Below are 22,463 nucleotides of genomic sequence, written 5' to 3' on the forward strand. Positions count from 1 at the left end.
CTGATGCGCCTTTCCAAATCAGAACAGGGGGAGGAGCGCCCTCGCGCTCATAGCAGGACGCGAGACTTCGGCCAAATTTTGTTTCGGGGTGTTGCAAATGAAAAAGGCGGCCCTGAGGCCGCCTTTCATGTCCGGGATGTTGTATTTTTGCCGCCCTCGGTGCGCCGGACCGACGTCGCGGCGATAAGCCCTTAGGAACCGGCGCCCGACAGCGTGGTGACGGCGCGGCGGTTCTGCGACCAGCAGGAGATGTCGTCGCAGACCGCGACCGGACGCTCCTTGCCGTAGGAGATGGTCTTCAGGCGGCTGGCGGAGACGCCCTTGGAGACCAGGAAGTCGCGGGTGGCGGCGGCGCGGCGGGCGCCCAGTGCCAGATTGTACTCACGCGTGCCGCGCTCGTCGGCATGGCCTTCAATGACGATGGCGTACTGGCGATACTGGTTGAGCCACTGCGCCTGGCGCGCCAGCGTGGTCTGCGCGTCGGCGCGGATCGACGAGGAGTCGGTGTCGAAGAAGATGCGGTCGCCGATGTTGACGGTGAAGTCTTGCGCCGAACCCGGCGTGGCGGCGCCGGCGCCGTTGAGGCCGAGATCGGCCGCGCTGTTCGGAGTCTTCTTCGAGGCGCAACCGGTGATGGCGAGAGCCGCCACCAGCGCGATCATGGCCGGGTTTCGGGTAAGTGCTGCGATACGGCCCATGCCGCCTCTCCTTCGCATTCGAGTGATTTCGTTGATCACCCAGTAACCACGTTTGGGTTAACCGGCATTCAAGAAACACGGTTAATTTTTGGTTTCGAGCCGCCGTCCTCGGCCGTTACGCATCCACGCATTTACCAAGATCGACAATGGGCGCGGACCGTAGGCGGAAATGCGGCCAAAACGCGACCAAGACATGAAAAGCGGGGATTTGAGCCCTTCTCCGCTTCTTCATTTCCTCAATTCTTCAGTTCTTCAATTCCTCAGTTCCCCGCCCCTCACTCCAACAACGGCGACCAAGCCGGATCCGAAGCATAGTTCGCGGTCGGGATCGGCTGCTCGTTGCGGCCGGTGAGGTCGACCGAGACCAGCTTCGGTCCGCCGCCCGAGTCGCGGAAGAACATCAAGACGCGGCCGTTCGGCGCCCAGGTCGGACCCTCCTGCTGGAAGCCTGAGGACAGGATGCGCTCACCCGAGCCGTCGGTCTTCATGACGCCGATCTGGAATTCGCCGCCGCTCTGCTTGGTGAAGGCGATGAGATCGCCCCGCGGCGACCAGACCGGGGTCGAATAGACGCCGTCGCCGAAGGAGATGCGGTGCGGGTTCGAGCCGTCCCCGCCCATGACGTAGATCTGCGAGCGCCCGCTGCCGCCGCCGCGGTCGGAGGTGAAGACGACCTGCGAACCGTCCGGCGAATAGGACGGCGAGGTGTCGATAGCGGTCGAATCGGTGAGCCGCGTGGTCGAGCGGCTTCTCAGGTCCATGGCGAAGATGTTGGAATTGCCGTCGTCGCGCAGCAGGCTCATGATCACCTTCTGGCCGTCGGGCGAGAAGCGCGGCGCAAACGTCATGCCCGGGAAATTGCCGACCAGCTCGCGCTGCCCGGTCTCGATCTGCAGCAGGTAGACCTTCGGCTGCCCGCTCTCATAGGACATGTAGGTGATTTCCTGCCGGTTCGGCGAGAAGCGCGGCGTCAGCACGATCGCGCGGCCGTCCGACAGGTAGCGCACATTGGCGCCGTCCTGGTCCATGATGGCGAGCCGCTTCTTGCGCGCGTTCTTGGCGCCGGATTCGTCGACGAAGACAACGCGTGTATCGAAATAGCCCTTTTCGCCGGTGATCTTCTCATAGATCGCATCGGCGATGATATGCGCTACACGGCGCTGATTGGCGTCGTTGGCGAAGAACTGCTCACCGGCCATCTGCTGATTGCCGAAGATATCCCACAGACGGTACTGCGCCCGGATGCGGCCGTCCGCTTCCTTGCTCACGCTGCCGGTCACCAGAGCCTGCGCGTTGATGACCTTCCAGTCCTCGAAACGCGGCGAGGCATCCGGGTTGGTGATCTTTTCGACAAAGGCGGCCTTGTCGATCGGCGCGAACAGCCCCGACCGTTTCAAGTCGGCCGTTACGATCTCCGATATCTGCGGGCCAAGCCCCCCCTGGAAGTCGGGGATGGCGATGGGCATCGGCTCGACATTGCCTTTGTTGACGTTCAGCTCAAGAGTTGCCCAGGCGGGCAAGGTGGCGACCGAACTTATGCCCAGCGCCATTGCGGCGACCATCAGGAGCGGCTTGAGGATGGATTTCATGTCTTCTCGCTTCTCTTGCTGATTTCTTTTGGATGCTCCGGCTACAGGCCAAGCATCGCTCTCGGATCGAAGTTGACGCGAATGTCAGACCAGATGTCCTGCTTTCCGGCGGGAACCTGCAGACCCGCGACATCGCATTTCTGCACGGCGCGAACCGCGCTGGCGTCGAACTGGGGGTTGCCGCTGGACTTCTCGACGGTCGGGCGGCCCTCGAGCTTGCCGGAGGCATTCAGGTTGAAACGGATGACCACGGTGAAGTTTTCAGAACCCTCGAGTCCAACCGGAAGGGTCCAGCAACTCCCGAGCTGATCCTCCAACGCCCCTTGCTCCGACTTGGAGAGCTTCTGGCCCTGATCCTTCTCGCCGCCCAGCGAAGCCTGCTGGGTCGAGCGCTTGGCGCCGCCGCCGGACGGCTTCTGCTTATCGAGCAGAGCGGTTATCTCGTCGGCGTTGAACTGCTTCTCGTCCGATTTCTTCTTGGAAGATGCTTCCTTCACCGGCTTTTCCGCGTCCTTGCGGTCCGGCGCCTTGGCGCTCTCGGCCTGGGCCGGCTGCGGCTTCGGCCGTGCTTCCGGCGCCGGCGCGGAATCCGGCAGCTTGGCTTCCTCGGTCGGCTGCTGCTGATCGATCGCCTCGGCGACGGCGTCCGGCTTCACCTCTTCCTTCGGGATGGCGGCGGTCGTGTCCTTCGGCGGTGTCGGCGCCGGTTGCTTGGTCGGTGTCGGCTTGGGCTCCGTCTGCTTGACCGGCTCGGGCTTGACCTCTTCCTTCGGCGTTGGTGTCGGCGCGACTTCCGTTGCAGGCGTCGGCTTCGGCTTCTCCTGCGGCTTCGGCACGTCCTCGACGGCAGGCTTCTCGGTCGGCGTCGGCGCGGGCGGCGGCGCCGCCGTCTTCTCGACCGGCTTCGGCTTGGCTTCGTCGGTCACCGCCTTGTCGGTGTCGACGGTGTTCTCGCCGACCTTCTGGGCATCAGGAACGACATCCGGTCGCTTCGTCGGAACCGGCGCCGGTTTATCATGCATGACCGACTTCTTGTCGCCCTGCAGCGTCTGCGCGATGGCTTCCATCGGCACGATGTCCACCGCCACCGACTCCACGTCGGAGGTCGGCATGGCCGGCGGCGACGACAGCGTGAACAGCCCGAATGCCAGCGCTACCGCATGCAAGATGACCGATGAGGTGAGGCCGGTCCGCATCGTCGTGTTACTGGTCCTGTTCCTGCAATGAGACCAGGCCGATATTCTTGTAGCCGGCCGCTGAGATGCGAGCCATGACCTTCATCGCCGTTCCGTAGTCGGTCGACTTGTCGCCGCGGATAAAGATGCGCTCATCATAGCCGGTCTTCGAAATCGCCTGCAGCTTGGCCACAAGTTCCTCGATCGGGATTTCGGTTTCCTGCAGGAAAATCTTGCCGGTGGCGTCGATCGAGACGGTGATCGGCTGCGTATCGACATTCATCGCCTTGGCCTGCGTGTCCGGCAGATCGATCGGAACCCCGACGGTGAGCAGCGGCGCCGCGACCATGAAGATGATCAACAGCACCAGCATCACGTCGACCATCGGCGTGACGTTGATTTCCGACATAAGCGCGTGGTGGCGGCCGCGCCGCCTGTGGCCGCGTCCGCCTCGCCCTGAACCGCTTGCCCCTGCAGCAGACATCCCCATGATCGTTCCTCAGGCTTTCTGCGCTACTTTTTCATCGATTTGGCGCGAGAGTATGGCGGAGAACTCGTCCGCGAACCCTTCCATGCGCATGCCGATCTTGTTCGCGTCCGATGACAGCTTGTTGTAAGCGATGACAGCCGGGATGGCCGCGAGCAGGCCGATGGCGGTGGCGAGCAGCGCCTCGGCGATACCGGGCGCCACCACCGACAGGCTGGTGTTCTTCGAGGCGGCGATCGCCTGGAACGACGTCATGATGCCGATGACGGTGCCGAACAGGCCGATGAAGGGCGCCGCCGAGCCGGTGGTGGCGAGGAAGCCCAGGCGTCCCTCCAATTTCTCCATCTCGCGCGTCAGCGCCAGGTCCATCGCCTTGTCGATGCGGGTCTGCAGCGCCAGCGCCGATTTCGCGCCCTTTTCAAAGCTTTTCTTCCACTCGCGCATGGCGGCGACGAAGATCGCGCCCATGCCGGTGGTCTTGCGATCGGCGAGCGTGCGGTAGAGGTCTTCCAGCGACTGCCCCGACCAGAACACCTGCTCGAAGCGGTTGAGCGCCATACGCATGCGGCCGTAGGCGACCAGCTTGTCGATGATGATCGCCCAGGTCCAGATCGAGGCGCAGAGCAGGCCGATCATGACCAGCTTGACCACCCAGCCGGCCTGCATGAACAGAGCCCAGATCGATAAATGCGCTGCCGGATCGGCGAGTGCGATATTTTCCATCACTTAAGTCCTTAAGATTTTCCGGGCATCGCTGGCGGCTGGCCCATGGGCATCCCTTTGGTCCGATCGCGCGAAGCGTGAAGCTTGCGGGACACGCCCCGAATGCACCGTTTCGCGGCCTTTTCGAGGCAAATATTGGTGAAAGGAAGGCGCACGAATTGCGCCAATCTTCGCCGATTCCTTCATGAACCGTTATGGTTAAGGATGGGTTAGGATGTCAGGCGCGGCGCATTGCCGCGCTTGGCCATCGGCAGAGCTCGTCGAGAAGCGTCTGGAAAATACGCCTGCTGAATTCGGCAAGCGCCGCGGATTAGCCCGTCGTTTTCTGCGTGAAGGCCGCTATCCATTCTCTAGGGAAGCGTTTGGGTCTGCCGCTTTCGCCGACGATCGCGGCCTCGACTTTCGCCTCGACCAGCACATCGCCGCCGCGCTTCAGCTGCTGCCCCATGAAGATGCGGGCGCCGGAAATCTCGTCGGTGCGGGTGTCGATGGTCAGGATGTCGTCCATGCGGGCCGGCGAGCGAAAGTCGATTTCCATGCGCCGCACCACCCAGACGATGCGCTCGCCATGCTTGCCGTCGAGAAGTTCGGTGTGGTGGACGCCGGTCAGCCTCAGATAGTCGGAGCGGCCGCGTTCGAGGAACTCGAGATAGCGCGCATGATAGACGACGCCGGAGAAATCGGTGTCGGCATAGTAGACCCTCGCCATCAGCCGGTGGCCGAAATCCGTCAGCGCGCCGGAAAGCCCGGCGCAGAGCGCCGCCGATTCACCATGATCGTCCATCGCGCTTTCCTTTTCTGGCCCATAGAGGCAGGTGTTTGTCGCGCGGGAACGGGATGGCACTGTTGGGCACGATGATCAAGACCTTGATGGCGGCGCTTTGTGCGCTCGCCGTGCTTGCGCTTCCAGCCGGCGCGGCGACGTTCTCGATGAAACGCGGCCTCAATCTCGACCAGTGGGTCACCTGGCCCACCGAGGACAAATGGGGCGACCGCCAGGCGATCCTGCCCTATCCGGAGTGGCGCAAATTCCTCAAGGAGGACGACCTCAAGGCGCTCAAGGATGCCGGTCTCGATTTCCTGCGCATGCCGGTCGATCCCGCGCCCTTTCTGTCGGACGGGACCGCGGCCTTTCGCGACAACCTCTATGCCAGCGTGCTCGACTCGGCGCGCATGATCAACCGCGCCGGCCTGAAGGTGGTCGTCGATCTGCATCTGATCCCCGCAGGCGGCAACCGCAAGATCGGCATGAGCGAGGTCATGCGCGATCCGGCGGTCTTCGATGCCTATGCCGAGCTGGTGCGAAAGATGGCGCGGACGCTGGCCAAGGAAGACCCCGGCCAGGTCGCGCTCGAATTGATGAACGAGCCGATCGTCGATTGCGACGCGAACGGCACCAATCTTTGGCCCGACCGCCAGAAAGAGCTGTTCGCGGCCGCGCGAGCTTCCGCCACCAGGCTCACGCTGATCCTGACCGGCGGCTGCTATTCGAATGCGGCCTCCCTGGCAAAAGTCGACCCGAAGGCGATCCCGGACGACAACATCCTCTGGGCCTTCCATTCCTACGATCCGTTCCTTCTGACACACCAGGGCGCGACCTGGGCCGGCGATTTCATCCAATACGTCACCGGCCTGCCCTATCCGTTGACAGCCGTTCCGAAGGCGCAATTGGACATGACGCTGGACACGATCCGCGACCGGATAAGGGCCGAGGCGCCCTGGGCGCGGCGGAGCGGCCTGCTCGCCTATCTCGACGAGCAGGTGGCGACGATGGACAGTCCCGAAAAGCTGGCCGCCGTCATGGATGCGCCGTTCAGGACGGTCGACGCCTGGGCGAAGGCCAACGGCATCAAGCCGCAGGATATCACGCTTGGTGAGTTCGGCATGATCCGCAAGGAATACGGCAACGGCTTCGTCATGCCGGCCGCGTACCGCGCCGCCTATGTGCGCGACATGATCGCCCGCGCCGAGGCGCATGGCTTTTCCTGGTCGGTGTGGAGCTATGGCGGCGCCTTCGGCATCGTCGATGCCTTCGACGGCGAGAGGGCGGAGCCCGACGTGATGGATGTAATCCGCCAACTTCCGCGTTAGTACCAGCGATGCTACCAATTCCGCGCTGGCATCGGGGGATTGGGCTATGCGCTCGCTGCTTTACACGACCGGATCACCTTTCGCGCGCGGCGTTCGCGTCGTGCTCGACGAAATCGGCCTCGACTACGAGCGGCTGGAGGAAACCACAACGCCATCCGCCGCGTCCCGCGCCGAATGGACGCCGGCGCTTCAGGTTCCGACGTTGCGTGATGGCGACCTGACGCTGTGGGATAGCGGCGTGATCGCCGAGTATCTGCTTGCCACCTATCCGCAGCGAGCCGGGGATGATCCGGCTCTGGCGCCATCGATGTGGCGGGCGGGATCGGAATGGCAGGACCGGCTGCTCTTTGCCTCGATCCAGACGCTCGGCACCGCCGCGACGACGATCAGCCAGATGCGATGGTCCGGAGTGAGGCATCACGGCAATTCGCATCTGACGCGCTGCGCCGAACGCATTGCCCATCTGATCGGGTGGCTGGAAGAGCGGATCGACCGCGACGGCGAGGGACTTTTCGGCAAGGTCGTGTCGGTCCACGACATTTTTCTGACCTGCCACCTTCGCTTCATCGCCAACCGGCCCCTGGACCTGGATACCCGGCTCGCCGCGCATCCGAAAATCGGCGCGCTTGTGGACAGGATGGAAGATCGCGCCAGCTTCCGAAACAATCCGGTGCTGTGGTGGGAGCCTGGCATCACCGGGTACGAAGCCGACGGCACCCCCATCCGCGCCAGCTGATGGAAGGTTCAGCCCAGATCGATCTGCAATATCTCCGGCCGCACCCCGAAACGGATCGGGGCGATGCTGAAGCCGAGACCGCCCGACACGATCAGGTTGCGGTCGTTCTCGACGACATGGCCATAGGCGTAGCGGTTGCCATAGGCGGAAGGCACGACCGGTGAATAGCCGAACAGCCGCACCTGGCCGCCATGAGTGTGCCCGGACAGCGTCAGCGAGACTCGCCGCGGCACCTTTGGAAAAATGTCCGGCTCATGCGCAAGCAGGATGATGGGCGCAGTGTCGCCGACCTTGGTCAGCGTGCCGGGAAGATCGTCGAGACCGGTGAGCCCCCTGCGGCCCTTGGCCTTGTTCGGCAAAAGCGCAATCTGGTCGGCCATCCCGGCGATCCAAAAACCCTGCCCGTCCTTTTCCAGGCGCACGACGTCGTTTTCCAGCACCGGAATGCCAACGGCCTCCAGCGCCTTGCGTGAAATGGTCGGGCCTGCCCCGGCGGCTTGAGCGGAGCGATCCTCCCACCAGTCGTGATTGCCGAGGATGGAGAACACGCCGAGCGGCGCCTTGAGCCCGGAGAGCGCCGGCGCCCACTCCGATGCCTTCACCCAGCCTGTAACCATCCGGGTTCCTGCGGGGTAGTCGCCAAGCATGACGATGACGTCCGGCTGCAGTGCATTGGTCTGCTCGGCGAGCGCTGCGATCCGCTCCGGCGTCATCCATGGACGGCAGGCATGGATGTCGGCCAGCGCCACGACCCGCAGCTTGAGGCCGGTCGGCCAATGCGGCGGTGTCAGCGCATAGCGCTTCACATGCGTCAGCAGCATCGGCTCGATGCCGACCGCATAGGCGCCGAGCGACACCATGGCGAAGGCCGAGCCGCCGACTAGGCGCAGGAAACCGCGTCTGGTGATCATGGAACGACCCAAGCCCCTCGGGTTTTTACCAGGAAGCTGCCTTAAAGGCGGCAATTGCGCCCTGAGCTGGGCCAAGCCGCGCAGATTCTGCGCAGATCGGCCCCTTGCTTGGCCGAGCGGCGAACAAATCTGCGTTACTCTTCCTGGAACAGGCTGATCTGCTGCTGGGCGATGTCTTTCGGCGGGTCGAAACCGAGATGGCGCCAGGCATTGGCGGTCAGCACCCGACCGCGCGGCGTGCGCTGGATGAAACCCTGCTGGATGAGATAGGGCTCGATGATGTCCTCGATCGCGTCGCGCGGCTCGGAGAGCCCGGCCGCGATCGTCTCGATGCCGACCGGCCCGCCGCCGAAATTACGCGCGATCATCGACAAATAGCGGCGGTCGAGCGCGTCGAGGCCGAGCGCGTCGACTTCCAGCCTGGTGAGCGCCTCGTCGGCGATCTTCCTGTCGACATGCGCGGCGCCCGCGACGCTGGCGAAGTCGCGCACGCGGCGCAACAGCCGGCCGGCGATGCGCGGCGTGCCGCGCGCGCGGCGCGCGATCTCGACCGCGCCGTCGTCGCCGAGCGGCATCGAGAGAATGCGGGCGCCGCGGCGCACGATCTGTTCCAGCTCCTCGACCGTGTAGAAATTGAGCCGCACCGGAATGCCGAAGCGGTCGCGCAGCGGATTGGTGAGAAGCCCGAGCCTTGTCGTCGCCGCGACCAGGGTGAAGCGGGCGAGGTCGATCTTGACCGAGCGCGCCGCCGGTCCCTCGCCGATGATCAGGTCGAGCTGGAAATCCTCCATCGCCGGATAGAGGATTTCCTCGACCGCCGGATTGAGGCGGTGGATCTCGTCGATGAAGAGGACGTCGCGCTCCTCGAGATTGGTGAGCAGCGCCGCTAGATCGCCGGCCTTGGCGATGACCGGACCGGAGGTCGAACGGAAATTGACGCCGAGCTCGCGCGCCATGATCTGCGCCAGCGTCGTCTTGCCCAGCCCCGGAGGGCCGACGAACAGCACATGGTCGAGCGCCTCGCCGCGGCTCTTGGCGGCATCGACGAAGACCTTGAGATTGGCGCGCACCGCCGCCTGGCCGACAAACTCGTCGAGCGACTGCGGCCGCAGCGTCTGGTCGGCATCCTCGCCGCGCTTGTCGGGGGCAATGAGGCGGGGCGAAAGACTCATGCCGCCTTCCTTGCATAGGACCGATGGCGGAACAAGCGCTGCCTCACCGCGCCAGTTCCTTCAGGCCGAAGCGGATCAACTTCGAGGCATCCGCTCCCTCGCCGGCCGATTTCAGCGCAGCCGCAACCGCGTTCGCCGCGATGTCGCGCGAATAGCCGAGATTGACCAGCGCCGAGACCGCATCCGTGATCGGTGCTGCGGCCACCCCTTCGCCGAGCTCCTGCTTGAGGCCGATCGTGCCGGTGGCCGCGCCCGCATAGGCCGGCGCCTTGGTGCGCAATTCGGTGACGATGCGCTCGGCCACCTTCTTGCCGACGCCAGGGGCACGGGAAACCATGGCGATGTCGCGCAGCGCGATCGCGTTGGCGAGGTCGGCCGGCGCCAGCGTCGACAGCACCGCCAACGCCACCTTGGCGCCGACGCCCTGCACATTGTTCATCAAGAGACGGAACCACTCGCGCTCCAGCCCTGTCTGGAAGCCGTAGAGCCGGATCATGTCCTCGCGCACATAGGTCTCGATGAAAAGCACCACTGCCTCCCCGGGTGATGGCAGTGATGCCAGCGTGCGGGCCGAGCAATGGGCGACATAGCCGACGCCATGCACGTCGATGACGCAGCTATCCTCGTCGATCTCGTCCAGCGTGCCCTTCAGCTTGCCGATCATGATTTTCCCCTCACCCCGCAATCGCCATCCGATAGGCGACGCTCGGGCGGTGATGCGCATGGCAGATGGCGATGGCCAAAGCGTCGGCGGCGTCGTCGGTATCGAAGACCGCCTTCGGCATCAGCACCTTGACCATCATATGGATCTGCTTCTTCTCGCCGTGGCCGACGCCGATCACCGCCTTCTTGACCGCATTGGGTGCGTATTCGGCGACGACCAGCCCGGCGCGCGCCGGCACCAGCATGGCGATGCCGCGCGCCTGGCCCAGCTTCAGCGTCGCCGTCGCATCCTTGTTGACGAAGGTCTGCTCGACCGCCGCCTCATGCGGCATGGCCTGGTGCAGCACCTCGGCCAGCCCGTCATGCAGTTGGCAGAGCCGCGTCGCTAGCGGCGCCTTGTCATCCGAGCGCACGGTGCCGGACGCGACGAAGCGCAGCGAATTGCCGAGGCTATCGATGATGCCCCATCCGGTGCGCCTCAGGCCCGGATCGATGCCGATGATGCGAATCGCTTCCCCCATGCGCCAAGTTTAACCTCGGCGGCAAGCGATGCCAGCGAAATGTGAACAAACCGGAAACGATCACGATCCTGGGATCGCATCCAGAAATCCCATTGAGCCGGCGCTCGCGGCCGGCATGCCCAGAACCTAATTCGTCACGCGACGGATGGTTTTCGACAGCCGCGTGAGAACTGCCGGCCTGGACGACGCGACCAGCTTCCATGCCAGGACCGCATTGCCCATGCGCCGCGGCAGGATTCCGATGCAAAGGAACCAGGCCGCAAGGGCAGCCCGCCGCCGCCAGGATGCGTTCATTTCCAGGCTGGCGGCGGCGCCCGCTCTTGCCAGCCCCAGCCGGGAGTCGGTCGCAACCGGATGCTGGGGCTCGTCGACGCAGAGCGAAGCCAGCCGCTCTTCCAGATGAACCGGATCGCGAAGGCCTGCATCCGGCGGTACGGTCAAGCCGATCTCGGCCGCCCGGCCGGACAAGGCTTCGAGGCGCCGGAAGTCATGCTGCATGCGCCAGCGCGCCCGCTCGGCAAGCTTTTCGGCAAAGACCGAATGGTTGGAACCGTGGATGCGGTAGGCGCCAAGGCAGGTGTCGATGGATTTCACCTCTCCGTGAAGCGGCGCGAGTGTCGCGAGATAGCCATCGGCGCCTTGCCGGAAATCGCTTTCAGGCATGGGCATTATCGGTTCCAGCGCCTCGCGGTCGAACGCCAACCCGCTTGTCACCGTCGTATGGTAGCGCCCCTTGCGCAACAATTCCGGCACGACGTCGCCCGAATCGAACGGCTGTTCCGGAGGGGGAAAGACATCCTTGATCTGCTGGTCCTCATCAACGAGATGCAGTCGGAATTGCGCCTGGACGACATCCGCGTCCCACTCGTCCAGGACCTCGGAGACGGCGTTCGGATAGAGATAATCGTCGGCGTCGAGGAAAAGAATGATCTTCCCGGTGCTCGCCTCGAACCCGGTGTTGAACGCAGCCGCATGCCCGCCATTCCTGCGCCTGAGGCACGGACGGATCTTGTCGCCGTAGGATTCGATGACGGCCACCGACGCGTCGGTCGAAGCGTCGTCGACGACCACGACCTCGACATTGCGGTGGTCCTGTTCGAGGGCGCTGTCGATGGCGCGTCCGAGAAACTGTTCGTAGTTGTAGTTGGGGATGATGATCGATACTGGAATGCGGTCCAATGGCGAATGCACGGGATCAAGCCTCGCAATCTGCTTTGGTCACAGTGACGGTGATTTTTTGCAAATCCGGCTCGGGTCGACCCGGCTGCGGCGAGCGGCTGCAACTAGGGTCCCGTCGCTTCCAGGCAAGGGTGATCGTTTTCGGGAAGGCCGGCATGGCCTTCAAATACGATGACGGCCGCCGCAATATTGAAGAGCGCTCGGAATCGCAGACGTTCGACTTGCGGCCAAAACGGCTCACCAAATCGCGATCCGATCAAGAATATGCCGGTGCCCGTTCGCGCGTCGCTACCGCCGCGTTTGTTGCGGTGTCAGCCGCGCGCGAACGCCGTGTTCAAAAGGCTGATCTGGTCGGAAACCGGATTGGCCCGCCGGCTGGGGGCGTGCGTCTCGGCGACCACGCCGCCATAGATTTCCTCGTCCATGCGCCGCACCAGCGCCTGCAGGCGCAGCGAGCGCGTCACCAGATCGAGGAATTCCTTCGGCAGCTCGTTCCAGCCGAGCGCCTCGTCATGCGCCGACGCGGTATCGAGCCGCACTTTGGATTTCTCCGAGGCGACCTGGTCGCGCGTCATCTCGCCGGAATTCGCCGCGCGCTGCAGCAGAAGCCAGGAAGCGACCTGCATCAGCCTTGTGGTCAGCCGCATCGACTCGGCCGCATAGAGGGTCGCGGCCGTGCGCGACAATTTCTTGGCCTCGAGCCTGCCCTTGCCATCGAGATATTCGGCGGCCTGTTCGACCAGCCCCATGCCTTCCTGATAGAGCGGCTTGAAGGATTGGGAGAAAACCCGGCGCTCCGCCAGTTTGATGGTTTTCGCGCTGCCCTTCGAAGGCTCGTTCATCGATACGCCCCTGCACTGCCGCAAGCCGATTCGGCAATCCTTGCCGACATGGCCCGCACCCTTAAATGACTGAGGCTTGAAAATGCGCTTCGACGCTCATGAAGGCAAGCGCATGTTTAACAAACGGTTAACGCCGGCCGCGTTCCAGCTATCCGCCGGCGGAAGGCAACGGCCTGCCTTGCGCGGACAAAAAAAGAGCCGCGGATAAGGCGGCTCTCAGGAGTTTAACAGGGAGGCGTCAAACAAAGTGGCTCCAACCACTCGGTAAGAATCCAGCAAAACTGGATGCGGATAGTAAACGCCTGTAAAGCTTAACGAAGCCTTAACGCGGCGGCGATTTTTTAAGCGAACGCGCTTTCCTGTGCCGGAACAGGACAGCGGCCTCCCTGTCGAGATCGACCAAAAGCCGGATTTTCCGAACACCTCTCGCGGCTTCGAAACATGGCGGCCGCTGCCGCGGCATCGTTCCGAAACACGCGCCACGCAAAAGGCCGCTCCTCTCAAGCGCTACGCAAACCCGCGTCGGCGCAAATCAACAAGCACATCCGGGAGCAAACCATGGATTGGTATTCGATCGTCAAATTCCTTCACGTCGTTTCGGCTATTTTGTGGGTCGGCGGCGGCTTCGTGCTGTTCCTGCTCGGCGTGCTGGCCGAGCGCGCCGGCAACATCGAGGACAAGCTGCAGGCGATGCGCGCCACCGGCCAGCTCGGCAGCAAGTTCTTCGCGCCGATGTCGATGCTGACGCTGATTTTCGGTCTCGTCATGTGCGGCTTCTGGGTCGGCTTCACCGAACTGTGGATTGTCATCGGCCTCGTCGGCTATGCCACGACCTTCTCGATCGGCATGCTGGTCTTCAAGCCGACCGGCGAGCGCATGGGCGCCATGGTCGCCGAGCAGGGCATCACTCCCGCCGTCCTTGCCATCGGCCAGCGCATGATGAAATGGGCGCGTCTCGATTATGCGGTGATGCTGGTGATCATCGCCGACATGGTGCTGAAGCCGACTCTGCACGACATCGGCATTCTGGCCGGCATGGCGATGGTGGTTGCACTAGGCGCCGCGCTCGGCTTCGGCGGCGGTCGCCAGATGGCGCCGAGCGCCGCCTGAGCGTCGCGATTTTTGGAGCGAGGCGGCCGAATGGCCGCTTAGCTTCTACATCAAGCCGTCCCACAGCAGCTTGACGGCGACCACTGCGACGGTGGCGTAGGTGAACGGATAGAAGATTTCCGGCCGCATGCGGCGCACCAGCCAGGCGCCGGCGATGGTGGAGAGCGGCGCCAAGGGCATCAGCACCGCCGAGGCCGTGAGGTTGGTGGTGTCGAACTGGCCGAGCGCGAAATAGGGGATGAGCTTCAGCGCATTGGTGGCGGCAAAGAAGATCGCCGCCGTCCCCGACAGCACTTTCGGGTCGAGCCGGATCGGCAGCGCATAGACCTGGAAGGGCGGACCGCCGACATGGGCGACGAAGCTGGTGAAGCCGGCGACGGTGCCCCAGAAGGCGGCGGCAATGCGGTTCGGCTCAGCCGCATGACCGGCGCCGTGGCGGAACTGCAGGTAGATCCAGCGCAGCACGAAGACCAGCGCGACGGCGCCGACGATCAGCCGCACCATCTCCTCGGTCACCAGGGCCGCGGTCAGCCAACCGAGACCGATGCCGATGACGGCGCCGGGCATCATATCGACCAGCATCTTGCGGTCATAGACGCCCCACCATGTCCACACCGAAACGATGTCCATCAGGCACAGGATCGGCAGCAGGATGGCCGCCGCCTGAACCGGCGGGATGGTCAGCGCCATCAACGGCACGCCGACGAAGCCGACTGCGCCGCCGAAGCCGCCTTTCGACAGGCCGACTAGGATCACCGCCGGAATGGCGGCGGCATAAAACCACGGATCGCTGAGCAGGCCTGACATCGGTAAGAAAAGGTTGGAGAAGGCGGGAAACCCAGCCATAGCGCACAACAGCGCCGCCCGGATAGTCATTAATGCCGGCATCCGCTATTGCGGCCAATATAGGCGACCGGCCGCTCCGCCAAGGTCCGCAGTCGGTCGGCCCGATATTTCGAGGTGTGGAAATGAACGCCATCAGCATTCGCCGGGCGATCGAAGCGGACGTTGCGGCCATCGTCGCGATGCTTGCGGACGATGCGCTGGGCCGGGCCCGCGAAGACGCGACCCTGCCATTGTCGCAAGCCTATTTGGACGCCTTCGCGGCGATAGACGGCGATCCGAACCAGTTGCTCGCGGTGATGACCGATGGCGATGACGTCATCGGCACGCTCCAGATCACCTTTCTCGCCGGCCTATCGCAGCGCGGCGCGTGGCGCGGCCAGATCGAGGCCGTGCGCGTCGCGTCGAGCCGGCGCGGCGAGGGGCTGGGACAGCGCCTGTTGGAATGGGCGATCGACAAATGCCGCGAGCGCGGCTGCCGGGTCGTGCAACTGACGACCAACAAGAGCCGGCTGGACGCGCACCGCTTCTATGAGCGCCTCGGTTTCAAGGCCAGCCATATCGGCTACAAGCTCGAACTCTAGAGCAATTCCAGGAAAAGTGTGAGCGGTTAGGCTCGGCGCCTTCGCCGTAGCCTTCCGTCCGGAATTGCGTAAAAACAACGAGATAGCGCGTTTCGCCGTTTCCGTGAAACGGTGAAACGCACTAGCGATCGGCCGCTGACTGTCGGCAATTGCGCCGCTGCCCTACATCTTGTCCGGTCCCGGGTCGCCACCGGCGGCGGTGATTGCGAGCCGACCCAGATAGTGCGTCCAGCCCTTCTCGTGGCTGTCGCAAATCTCTCGGTCGGCGAGGCCGCTATGGGTGAGCTTGACCCGCGTCCCACCCGGCTCTTCGACCAGATCGATTTCGACAAGGCTCGAACCGGGCGGCGTCCGGTCGTTGCCCTCCCAGCCGAAGCTGTAGGCAAGGCGGTGGACGGGTATGACCTCGGTGAATTGGCCGCGAGCCGTGGCTCTTCCTCCCAAATTCAGCAAATAGAGACCGCCGGGGTTGGGTTCTGCCGTTGCCTCCGTCCCCATCCAGCGCACAATCTTGTCCGGATCTGTCAGGAAGGCGAAGACCGTCGCCGGCGGCGCCGCGATCTGTACCTCGCGACGAACGATCAAGGGTTCAGCCATCGAAACCTCCCGGGTTTGCGCGCCAACACGCCTCGCCTGACAGGTCGTGCCGGGTCAGCGCTCTCGATTCGAAGCCAAATCGCCCTGCCGTTCAACTAAAATCTCGTTGGGTCGATTCGCGCTGGTGACAACGACGGAACGCCGAAGCATGATTGTATCGATGCGGCTTTCGTCAACTCTCGCCTGGCTGGTCGACAGCGCCGGCGGCGCCGTCCAGCCGGATGATTTTCTGGCCACGCTCGGCGCGCGGCTGGTCGACGACGGGTTGCCGCTCGCCGGTGGAGCCCTGACGCTCGCCGCGCCGCATCCGATCATAACGCGCCGCGCCTGGCTGTGGCGGGCCGAGACAGGCGTCGTCATGGAGGCGCTGGGTTTTGGCGCCGGCATGATGCCTGGAACCGGAGAGGGCGATCTCGGACGCGAATGGCTGGCGGAACTGGGAACCGGTGTCGTGCACGATTACACGGTTGGCCCCGAGCGCGAGGATGCGCAATCGGGGAATCCAAAACTGAACTGGGCCGCGGCACGCCCCCTCGCGGAGCACGAATCGAAAACACTGGACCAGGTGGCGCGCTTCGCCGTCGCGCCGCTTGCCGCTCTCGCCGCCAGGTCGACGCTGTCGGCCCTGCTTCAGGCCTATCTCGGGCAACGCAGCGCGGCGCAGGTGTTGGCCGGCCGTTCGCGGCGCGAGGTTGGCGAGACAATCCGCGCGGTCCTGTTCTACAGCGATTTGCGCGACTTTACCGCCCTGTCGGAAGAGACGGACGCCGAGCAGGTCGTGGCGGCGCTCAACGCCAGCTTCGACCGCATCGCCGGCGCCGTTCACGCCTTTGGCGGCGAGGTGCTGAAATTCATCGGTGACGGCGTGCTGGCGGTCTTTCCTGTCGGCGAGCGCTCGGCTTCAGAGGCTTGCGAGGCAGCGTTGCGCGCGATCGGTGCGGCGCGGGCGGGAATGGCGCAGCTCAATCAGGTCCGCGCCGGACAGGGCATGCCCGAACTGCAGTTCGGCATGGCGCTCCACATCGGCGACATGGTGTGGGGCAATGTCGGCACAGCCGACCGTCTGGATTTCACCGCGATCGGCCCGGCCGTGAACCTTGTCAGCAGGCTAGAAGGCCTGTGCCGGCCGCTTGGACGGAGCGTCCTGATCTCCGGCGCTGTCGCGGCGGAAACCTCGACGCCCCTGGTCCCGCTGGGCGAACACCAATTGCGCGGAATTGTCAGACCGTGCGCCGTCTTCAGCCTGCCGGACGGGTCAATTTAGAGCGATTCCAGGAAAAGGGTGAGCGGTTTTCCGTCCGGAATTGCGTAGAGACAAAGGGATGGAGCGGTTCACCGCTGGCACCCCTCGCCGATCTATCCCAGTTTCCCACCGATGTGGCTGGCACCCTCCGGGCGACCGAGGCAACTATCGCCTTCGAAGAAATCCGGCCGGTTGCGAATGTTCTACACCATGTCCGCCCTTCTCTGTCCGCATCACTTATGCGATGAAATGAGCCGTGCAAAGTGGTGGGGCGGCGTGGAAAATCAGCTTCTTCAAGGTCGGCTGTTGCCGCATGAGCGCATTTTGTGGAGCGGAATCCCCGCACAAGGTCTGCTTTTCTCAGGTCGCGATATCTTCCTGATACCATTCAGCCTGCTTTGGTGCGGCTTCGCGATTTTCTGGACTTATATGGCGACAAAACAGGGCGCGCCGTTGTTCTTCGACGCCTGGGGCGCGATGTTCGTCTGTATCGGGCTCTTTTTCGTTTTCGGCAGGTTTGTATTCGATGCATGGTTGAGACGGCGGATACACTACGCCGTCACGAACCAGCGCGTCCTCATTATGCGCCAGGCTCCATCCGCCAATTTCACGTCGATCGACCTCGACCGCATTCCCGATGTTCAACTGACGGGGGAAACCGCGACGAGAGGCACTTTGCGTTTCGGAGCGGCTGCGTCGGGCTATCCGCTCTCCGGCTATCCAAGGATGACCGGATGGTTTCCGGCTCTTGACCCGGTCCCGCAATTTATCGGAATCCAGGATCCGCGGCGCGTGTTTGACCTTGTCATGAAGACGAGACACGACAGCAGGCGTTGAAACCGATCCGCGCCGCTGCGCGGCCCAGCCTGTTCAAACCCTGCGCTTTGCTCTATGCCGCAATGCAACCATCTTCGCCCGGCATAGGCGAAACCGGGATCGAAGGCCAATGAACGATTTAACCCCGCCCAATCGCTGCCGCATCGTGCTGATCGTGCCGCCGCTCGTACCGGCCGAGCATATCTGCGCGGCCTTCGAGGGCGGCGACATCGCTTCGCTGATCCTGCCCGACAACGGCATGGACGACGCCTCCTTCCAGGCCTTCGCCGAACGGATCGTGCCGATCGCTCAAGGCGCCGGCATCGCCGTGATCATCGCCGGCGACAGCCGCATCGCGGGCCGCGTCCAGGCCGACGGCATCCATGTCGAGGCAAAGCCGCGGGAGCTTGCCGAGACGATCGAGCGCCTGGCCGGCAAGATGATGATCGGCGCCGGCGGCGCCAAGACGCGCGACGAGGCGCTGGAACTCGGCGAGGAACGGCCCGACTACATGTTCTTCGGCCGCTTCGGCTACGACAACAAGCCGGAGCCGCATCACCGCAACCTTGCCCTCGGCGAATGGTGGGCGGAGATGATCTCGATCCCCTGCATCGTCATGGGCGGCTCCGAGCTTGCTTCCGTCGAGACGGTGGCCGCGACCGGAGCCGAGTTCGTGGCCCTGTCCAGTGCCGTCTTCGCCGATGGGCGCGATCCCGCGGCGGCGATCGCCGCCGCCAACGCGCTGCTCGATGAAACCGCGCCGCGTTTCGAGGACTGACATGCGCCTGCGTGTGCTTCCTCTGGCCGTCCTGGCCGGGTTGCTGGCTCCGGCTTGCTGGCCGGGCGAAACGGCGAGCGCGGCCCAAACCGTGCCTCTGCCCCAGCCCCGGCCGGAGACGAATGCGCCGGACAAGGGCGCGCCCGACGCAGCCAAGCCGGATGCGACCAAGCCGGAAGCGGGCACGACGGGCACGGGTAAACCGGACACAGCCACGCCGGACACCGGCGCCCCGGCTGCGAGCAGGTTCGGCGGCGATCCGCATATCGACAAGCCGATCCAGAACACCTTGCCGCAGCCTGCCACCATGACGCCGCCATCAGCCGACACCGTCAATCCCGACCGTTTCGGCGCCAAGCAGCCGGACGCCGCCTATGGCGCCTTCCAGCGCGGCCTCTACAAGACCGCCTACAATCTTGCCGTGGAGCGCGCCAAGAACGGCGATCCGGCGGCCGAGACGCTGGTGGCCGAAATCCTGTCGCGCGGGCTGGGCGTGCCGCTCAATCCGGCCGAGGCCGCAAAATGGTATGGGCTGGCCGCCGAACAGGGTGTGCCGGAGGCGCAGTTCCAATACGCGCTGATGCTGCTCGACGGCCGCTATGTGAAGAAGGACGAAAAGGGAGCCTTCGCGCTGATGCAGGCCTCGGCCGAGGCCGGCAACCGGCTTGCGCAGTTCAACTTCGCCCAGTTGCTTGTCCAGCAGGATCCCGGCGATGCCGGGCTTGCCAAAGCAGCTGTCTACTATGAACGCGCGGCCGCCACCGGCCTTGCCGACGCGCAATATGCGATGGCGCAGCTCTATGCCAATGGCGCCGGCGGCAAGCCGCATGACGACGGCCAGGCGCGTATCCTCCTGGCGCAAGCCGCGCGGCAGAACTACGACACGGCGCAGATCGATCTCGCCGCCTGGATGATCGAGGGGCGCGGTGGCGAGCGTGACCTGAAATCCGGCTTTGCCTGGATGAAGCGGGCGGCGCAAGGCGGCAATGTCGCCGCCCAGAACCGCCTCGCCAAGCTCTATATGGGCGGCATCGGCACGGACCCCGACCTGATCCTCGCCGGCGCCTGGTACATCGTCGCCCGCCGCGCCGGGCTGATCGACCCGCAGATGGACGATTTCCTGCAGGGCCTCGACGACGACCAGACCAAGCAGGCGCTGCAAAAGGCAAATCGCCTGCCTTGAAGCGCGTCGCCGCGGCGATCGCTTGGGCCCCCCGCCCTTGCCACTATGTGCAATTTGTGGTCTTGGAGGCGCCGAAGCGCGACCGCGCCAGAAAATCTCATTCCGGATCAGTTCAACATGGCCAAGATCAGTGGCAATGAAATCCGTCCCGGCTATGTCATCGAGCACGATGGCGGGCTGTGGGTGGCGGTCAAGACCAACACCGTCAAGCCCGGCAAGGGCGGCGCCTACAACCAGGTCGAGTTGAAGAACCTGATCAACGGCACCAAGCTCAACGAGCGCTTCCGCTCGGCCGAAACCGTCGAGCAAATAAGGCTCGACCTCAAGGACTTCTCCTTCCTTTACGAGCAGGGCGACGCGCTGGTCTTCATGGACACCGAAAGCTACGAGCAGCTCGAACTGGCCAAGGACTTCGTCGGCGAGCGCGCCGCTTTCCTGCAGGACGGCATGATGGTTACGGTGCAGCTCTATGAAGAGCGGCCGATCGGCATCTCGCTGCCCGACCAGGTGACGCTGACCGTCACCGAGGCCGATCCGGTGGTGCGCGGCCAGACGGCCGCTTCCTCTTACAAGCCGGCCGTTCTGGAAAACGGCATCCGCGTTCTGGTGCCGCCCTTCATCTCGGCCGGGGAGCGCATCATCGTCGACACCAACGAAATCACCTATATGCGCCGCGCGGACTAAGCGCCGGCCCGTAGGAAGAAAAAGCCAGGAAGAAAAAATGGCGCGTTCCGCTCTCCTCAACGTCATGGTCCAGGCCGCGATGAAGGCCGGCCGCTCGCTGTCGCGCGACTTCGGCGAGGTGCAGAACCTGCAGGTCTCGATGAAGGGACCGGGCGACTATGTCAGCCAGGCTGACCGCAAGGCCGAAGAGATCGTCTTTGCTGAGCTCTCCAAGGCGCGGCCGGGCTATGCCTTCCTGATGGAGGAGCGCGGCGCCGTCGAAGGCGAGGACGCCCAGCACCGCTGGCTCGTCGATCCGCTCGACGGCACCACCAACTTCCTGCACGGCATCCCGCTCTTCTCGGTGTCGATCGCGCTCGAGCGCCAGGGCCAGGTCGTTGCCGGCGTCGTCTACAATCCGGCGATGGACGAGCTCTACACGGCCGAGCGCGGCGGCGGCGCCTTCATGAACGACCGCCGGCTGCGCGTTGCCGGGCGCTCCAAGCTGACCGACGCGGTAATCGGCTGCGGCGTGCCGCATCTCGGCCGCGGCCAGCACGGCAATTTCCTGATCGAGCTGCGCAACGTCATGGCGGAAGTCTCGGGCGTGCGTCGCCTGGGCTCCGCCGCGCTCGATCTCGCCTATGTCGCGGCCGGACGCATGGACGGTTTCTGGGAAACCGGCCTGTCGTCCTGGGATATCGCCGCCGGCATCCTTCTGGTGCGCGAAGCCGGCGGCTTCGTCTCCGACATGGATGGCGCGCAGGACATGCTGGACAATGGCGAGGTCGTTGCCGGCAACGAGCTCATCCAGCGCGCGCTGCTCAAGACCGTGAAGAAGCCGCTGGCTCCTCGTTGACCGGCAAGTCGCGCTGACGCCCTTAGTCCGAAAGTCGGAATCGATTCTCGGAAAGGCTCGTGCGCAAATTAAAGTGCTGCAGCGTCGAAAGGACGCGCGGCGGCGCAGTCGCAAAACCGCAACGGAAGCTTGAAATACTGGTCCGCGACCGCCCAGATTAGGGTCTGCAGGATCATTCATGAACGACGCGCGCGCAGATACGAGGCTTGAGATCCCCTTTGTGGGGCGCTGGCACTATTCGCGCGCCGAGATGATCGCCGATGGCATCGTCCACGCTGTCGGCATCGTGCTGGCGATCGCCGCCGGTTCGGCCTTCCTGGCGCTGGCCGCTTTCCATTCCGGCCCGGGCGAATATGTCGCCGCCGTCTTCTATGTCGTGTCGCTGCTCACCGTGCTCTCGGTATCGCTGGCCTACAACCTTTGGCCGGTCTCGTGGCCGGCGAAATGGATCCTGCGCCGCTTCGATCACGCCGCGATCTATCTGCTGATCGCCGCCACCTACACGCCCTTCCTCGCCCAGCTTCACACATCGGCGCTCGCCGTGCCCATGATCATCGTCGTGTGGGGCGCCGCGTTGGCAGGCATCGCCATCAAGATGTTCCTGCCCGGCCGCTACGACCGGCTGGCCATCGTCTTCTACCTGGCCATCGGCTGGAGCGGCGTCGTGCTGGCCGGACCGCTGGTCGAGACGCTGCCGACCGCCTCGATCGCGCTGCTTGTCGCCGGCGGCATCGTTTATTCCTGCGGCGTCATCTTCTTCGCCTGGAAGGGCCTGCGCTTCCACAATGCGGTCTGGCACGGCTTCGTCGTCACCGGCGCCGGCCTGCATCTCGCCGCCATGGTCGACTGCCTGGTCGTCAACCGGTTCTAAGCCCTGGAGCAATTCCAGGAAAAGTGTGTAGCGGTTTTCGTTCGGAATTGCGCCAGAACAGGCAGGCATAGGCGATATTGCAAAGCGCCATTCAATTTGGTCACAATTCCGTTTAGAGTCGCGGCAATT

Annotated in this window: 25 protein-coding genes; 11 read left to right on the forward strand and 14 right to left on the reverse strand. The window is 64.2% G+C overall.

Translation table 11 applies throughout. From position 1 onward, the window contains the following. Window positions 1–191: 191 nt before the first annotated feature. The 6 genes from pal to ybgC all read right to left on the reverse strand — a co-directional run bounded on the left by pal (window position 192) and on the right by ybgC (window position 5,456). A complete protein-coding gene (gene pal, locus EN862_RS18820; protein WP_042645746.1) occupies window positions 192–698 on the reverse strand; it encodes a peptidoglycan-associated lipoprotein Pal in 507 nt (168 codons plus the stop codon). Window positions 699–973: 275 nt separating this feature from the next. After that, window positions 974–2,287, reverse strand: a complete 1,314-nt coding sequence (tolB, locus tag EN862_RS18825; protein ID WP_127865583.1) for a Tol-Pal system beta propeller repeat protein TolB — start codon at window positions 2,285–2,287, stop codon at window positions 974–976. A gap of 41 nt (window positions 2,288–2,328) precedes the next feature. Then, window positions 2,329–3,483 carry a cell envelope integrity protein TolA gene (locus tag EN862_RS18830; protein WP_127865582.1) on the reverse strand — a complete coding sequence of 385 codons (1,155 nt, stop codon included), beginning with the start codon at window positions 3,481–3,483 and terminating at the stop codon, window positions 2,329–2,331. 7 nt (window positions 3,484–3,490) lie between these two features. Next, window positions 3,491–3,946, reverse strand: a complete 456-nt coding sequence (tolR, locus tag EN862_RS18835; RefSeq protein WP_112101581.1) for a protein TolR — start codon at window positions 3,944–3,946, stop codon at window positions 3,491–3,493. A gap of 15 nt (window positions 3,947–3,961) precedes the next feature. Next, a complete protein-coding gene (gene tolQ / locus EN862_RS18840; protein WP_127865581.1) occupies window positions 3,962–4,672 on the reverse strand; it encodes a protein TolQ in 711 nt (236 codons plus the stop codon). 310 nt (window positions 4,673–4,982) lie between these two features. Further along, a complete protein-coding gene (ybgC, locus tag EN862_RS18845; protein ID WP_127865580.1) occupies window positions 4,983–5,456 on the reverse strand; it encodes a tol-pal system-associated acyl-CoA thioesterase in 474 nt (157 codons plus the stop codon). Between the two features lie 53 nt (window positions 5,457–5,509). On the opposite strand from ybgC, the gene EN862_RS18850 reads away from it, so the two are divergent. Together EN862_RS18850 and EN862_RS18855 are read left to right on the forward strand one after the other, a co-directional pair. After that, window positions 5,510–6,763: a cellulase family glycosylhydrolase gene (locus EN862_RS18850; protein ID WP_127865579.1), complete on the forward strand. Its 1,254-nt coding sequence runs from the start codon at window positions 5,510–5,512 to the stop codon at window positions 6,761–6,763. Window positions 6,764–6,809: 46 nt separating this feature from the next. After that, window positions 6,810–7,499: a glutathione S-transferase family protein gene (locus EN862_RS18855; RefSeq protein ID WP_127865578.1), complete on the forward strand. Its 690-nt coding sequence runs from the start codon at window positions 6,810–6,812 to the stop codon at window positions 7,497–7,499. Between the two features lie 8 nt (window positions 7,500–7,507). Here EN862_RS18855 and EN862_RS18860 read toward each other — a convergent pair whose 3' ends face one another. The 6 genes from EN862_RS18860 to EN862_RS18885 form a co-directional block, all read right to left on the reverse strand. Beyond that, window positions 7,508–8,410, reverse strand: coding sequence for a metallophosphoesterase (locus EN862_RS18860; RefSeq protein ID WP_127865577.1), 903 nt, complete (start codon window positions 8,408–8,410; stop codon window positions 7,508–7,510). Window positions 8,411–8,544: 134 nt separating this feature from the next. After that, window positions 8,545–9,582 carry a Holliday junction branch migration DNA helicase RuvB gene (ruvB, locus tag EN862_RS18865; protein WP_127865576.1) on the reverse strand — a complete coding sequence of 346 codons (1,038 nt, stop codon included), beginning with the start codon at window positions 9,580–9,582 and terminating at the stop codon, window positions 8,545–8,547. Window positions 9,583–9,625: 43 nt separating this feature from the next. Beyond that, on the reverse strand, window positions 9,626–10,246 hold the full coding sequence (gene ruvA / locus EN862_RS18870; RefSeq protein WP_127865575.1) for a Holliday junction branch migration protein RuvA: 621 nt from the start codon (window positions 10,244–10,246) through the stop codon (window positions 9,626–9,628). A gap of 10 nt (window positions 10,247–10,256) precedes the next feature. Beyond that, on the reverse strand, window positions 10,257–10,766 hold the full coding sequence (ruvC, locus tag EN862_RS18875; RefSeq protein WP_127865574.1) for a crossover junction endodeoxyribonuclease RuvC: 510 nt from the start codon (window positions 10,764–10,766) through the stop codon (window positions 10,257–10,259). A 126-nt stretch (window positions 10,767–10,892) separates the two neighbouring features. Then, complete coding sequence (locus tag EN862_RS18880) at window positions 10,893–11,957, reverse strand: glycosyltransferase family 2 protein (RefSeq protein WP_127865573.1); 1,065 nt, start codon at window positions 11,955–11,957, stop codon at window positions 10,893–10,895. Between the two features lie 299 nt (window positions 11,958–12,256). Further along, a complete protein-coding gene (locus EN862_RS18885; protein ID WP_042645727.1) occupies window positions 12,257–12,787 on the reverse strand; it encodes a DUF1465 family protein in 531 nt (176 codons plus the stop codon). 558 nt (window positions 12,788–13,345) lie between these two features. On the opposite strand from EN862_RS18885, the gene EN862_RS18890 reads away from it, so the two are divergent. Continuing rightward, on the forward strand, window positions 13,346–13,897 hold the full coding sequence (locus EN862_RS18890; RefSeq protein WP_127865572.1) for a DUF2269 family protein: 552 nt from the start codon (window positions 13,346–13,348) through the stop codon (window positions 13,895–13,897). Between the two features lie 45 nt (window positions 13,898–13,942). Here the strand turns inward: EN862_RS18890 and EN862_RS18895 are convergent, their stop codons facing one another. After that, window positions 13,943–14,704, reverse strand: coding sequence for a sulfite exporter TauE/SafE family protein (locus EN862_RS18895; protein ID WP_127865843.1), 762 nt, complete (start codon window positions 14,702–14,704; stop codon window positions 13,943–13,945). 161 nt (window positions 14,705–14,865) lie between these two features. On the opposite strand from EN862_RS18895, the gene EN862_RS18900 reads away from it, so the two are divergent. Next, window positions 14,866–15,324 (forward strand): GNAT family N-acetyltransferase, encoded by a 459-nt coding sequence (locus EN862_RS18900; protein ID WP_127865571.1) that lies wholly within the window; start codon window positions 14,866–14,868, stop codon window positions 15,322–15,324. A 162-nt stretch (window positions 15,325–15,486) separates the two neighbouring features. On the opposite strand, the gene EN862_RS18905 is transcribed toward EN862_RS18900, so the two are convergent. After that, complete coding sequence (locus tag EN862_RS18905) at window positions 15,487–15,921, reverse strand: SRPBCC domain-containing protein (RefSeq protein ID WP_127865570.1); 435 nt, start codon at window positions 15,919–15,921, stop codon at window positions 15,487–15,489. Between the two features lie 160 nt (window positions 15,922–16,081). Here EN862_RS18905 and EN862_RS18910 point away from each other — a divergent pair, with 160 nt between their 5' ends. The 7 genes from EN862_RS18910 to EN862_RS18940 all read left to right on the forward strand — a co-directional run bounded on the left by EN862_RS18910 (window position 16,082) and on the right by EN862_RS18940 (window position 22,334). Beyond that, window positions 16,082–17,185, forward strand: coding sequence for an adenylate/guanylate cyclase domain-containing protein (locus EN862_RS18910; protein WP_127865842.1), 1,104 nt, complete (start codon window positions 16,082–16,084; stop codon window positions 17,183–17,185). A 177-nt stretch (window positions 17,186–17,362) separates the two neighbouring features. Continuing rightward, on the forward strand, window positions 17,363–18,001 hold the full coding sequence (locus EN862_RS18915; RefSeq protein ID WP_127865569.1) for a PH domain-containing protein: 639 nt from the start codon (window positions 17,363–17,365) through the stop codon (window positions 17,999–18,001). A 109-nt stretch (window positions 18,002–18,110) separates the two neighbouring features. Further along, window positions 18,111–18,758, forward strand: a complete 648-nt coding sequence (locus EN862_RS18920; protein ID WP_127865568.1) for a thiamine phosphate synthase — start codon at window positions 18,111–18,113, stop codon at window positions 18,756–18,758. 1 nt (window position 18,759) lies between these two features. Next, window positions 18,760–19,941: a tetratricopeptide repeat protein gene (locus EN862_RS18925; protein ID WP_245519643.1), complete on the forward strand. Its 1,182-nt coding sequence runs from the start codon at window positions 18,760–18,762 to the stop codon at window positions 19,939–19,941. Between the two features lie 117 nt (window positions 19,942–20,058). After that, the gene (efp, locus tag EN862_RS18930) at window positions 20,059–20,625 is read left to right on the forward strand and encodes an elongation factor P (protein WP_042645720.1); all 567 of its coding nucleotides are present in this window, start codon (window positions 20,059–20,061) and stop codon (window positions 20,623–20,625) included. Between the two features lie 37 nt (window positions 20,626–20,662). Beyond that, window positions 20,663–21,463: an inositol monophosphatase family protein gene (locus tag EN862_RS18935; RefSeq protein ID WP_127865567.1), complete on the forward strand. Its 801-nt coding sequence runs from the start codon at window positions 20,663–20,665 to the stop codon at window positions 21,461–21,463. A 178-nt stretch (window positions 21,464–21,641) separates the two neighbouring features. Then, a complete protein-coding gene (locus EN862_RS18940; protein ID WP_127865566.1) occupies window positions 21,642–22,334 on the forward strand; it encodes a hemolysin III family protein in 693 nt (230 codons plus the stop codon). Window positions 22,335–22,463 lie beyond the last annotated feature (129 nt).

The sequence above is a fragment of the Mesorhizobium sp. M2E.F.Ca.ET.219.01.1.1 genome, from assembly GCF_004016445.2.
GTDB lineage: Bacteria > Pseudomonadota > Alphaproteobacteria > Rhizobiales > Rhizobiaceae > Mesorhizobium.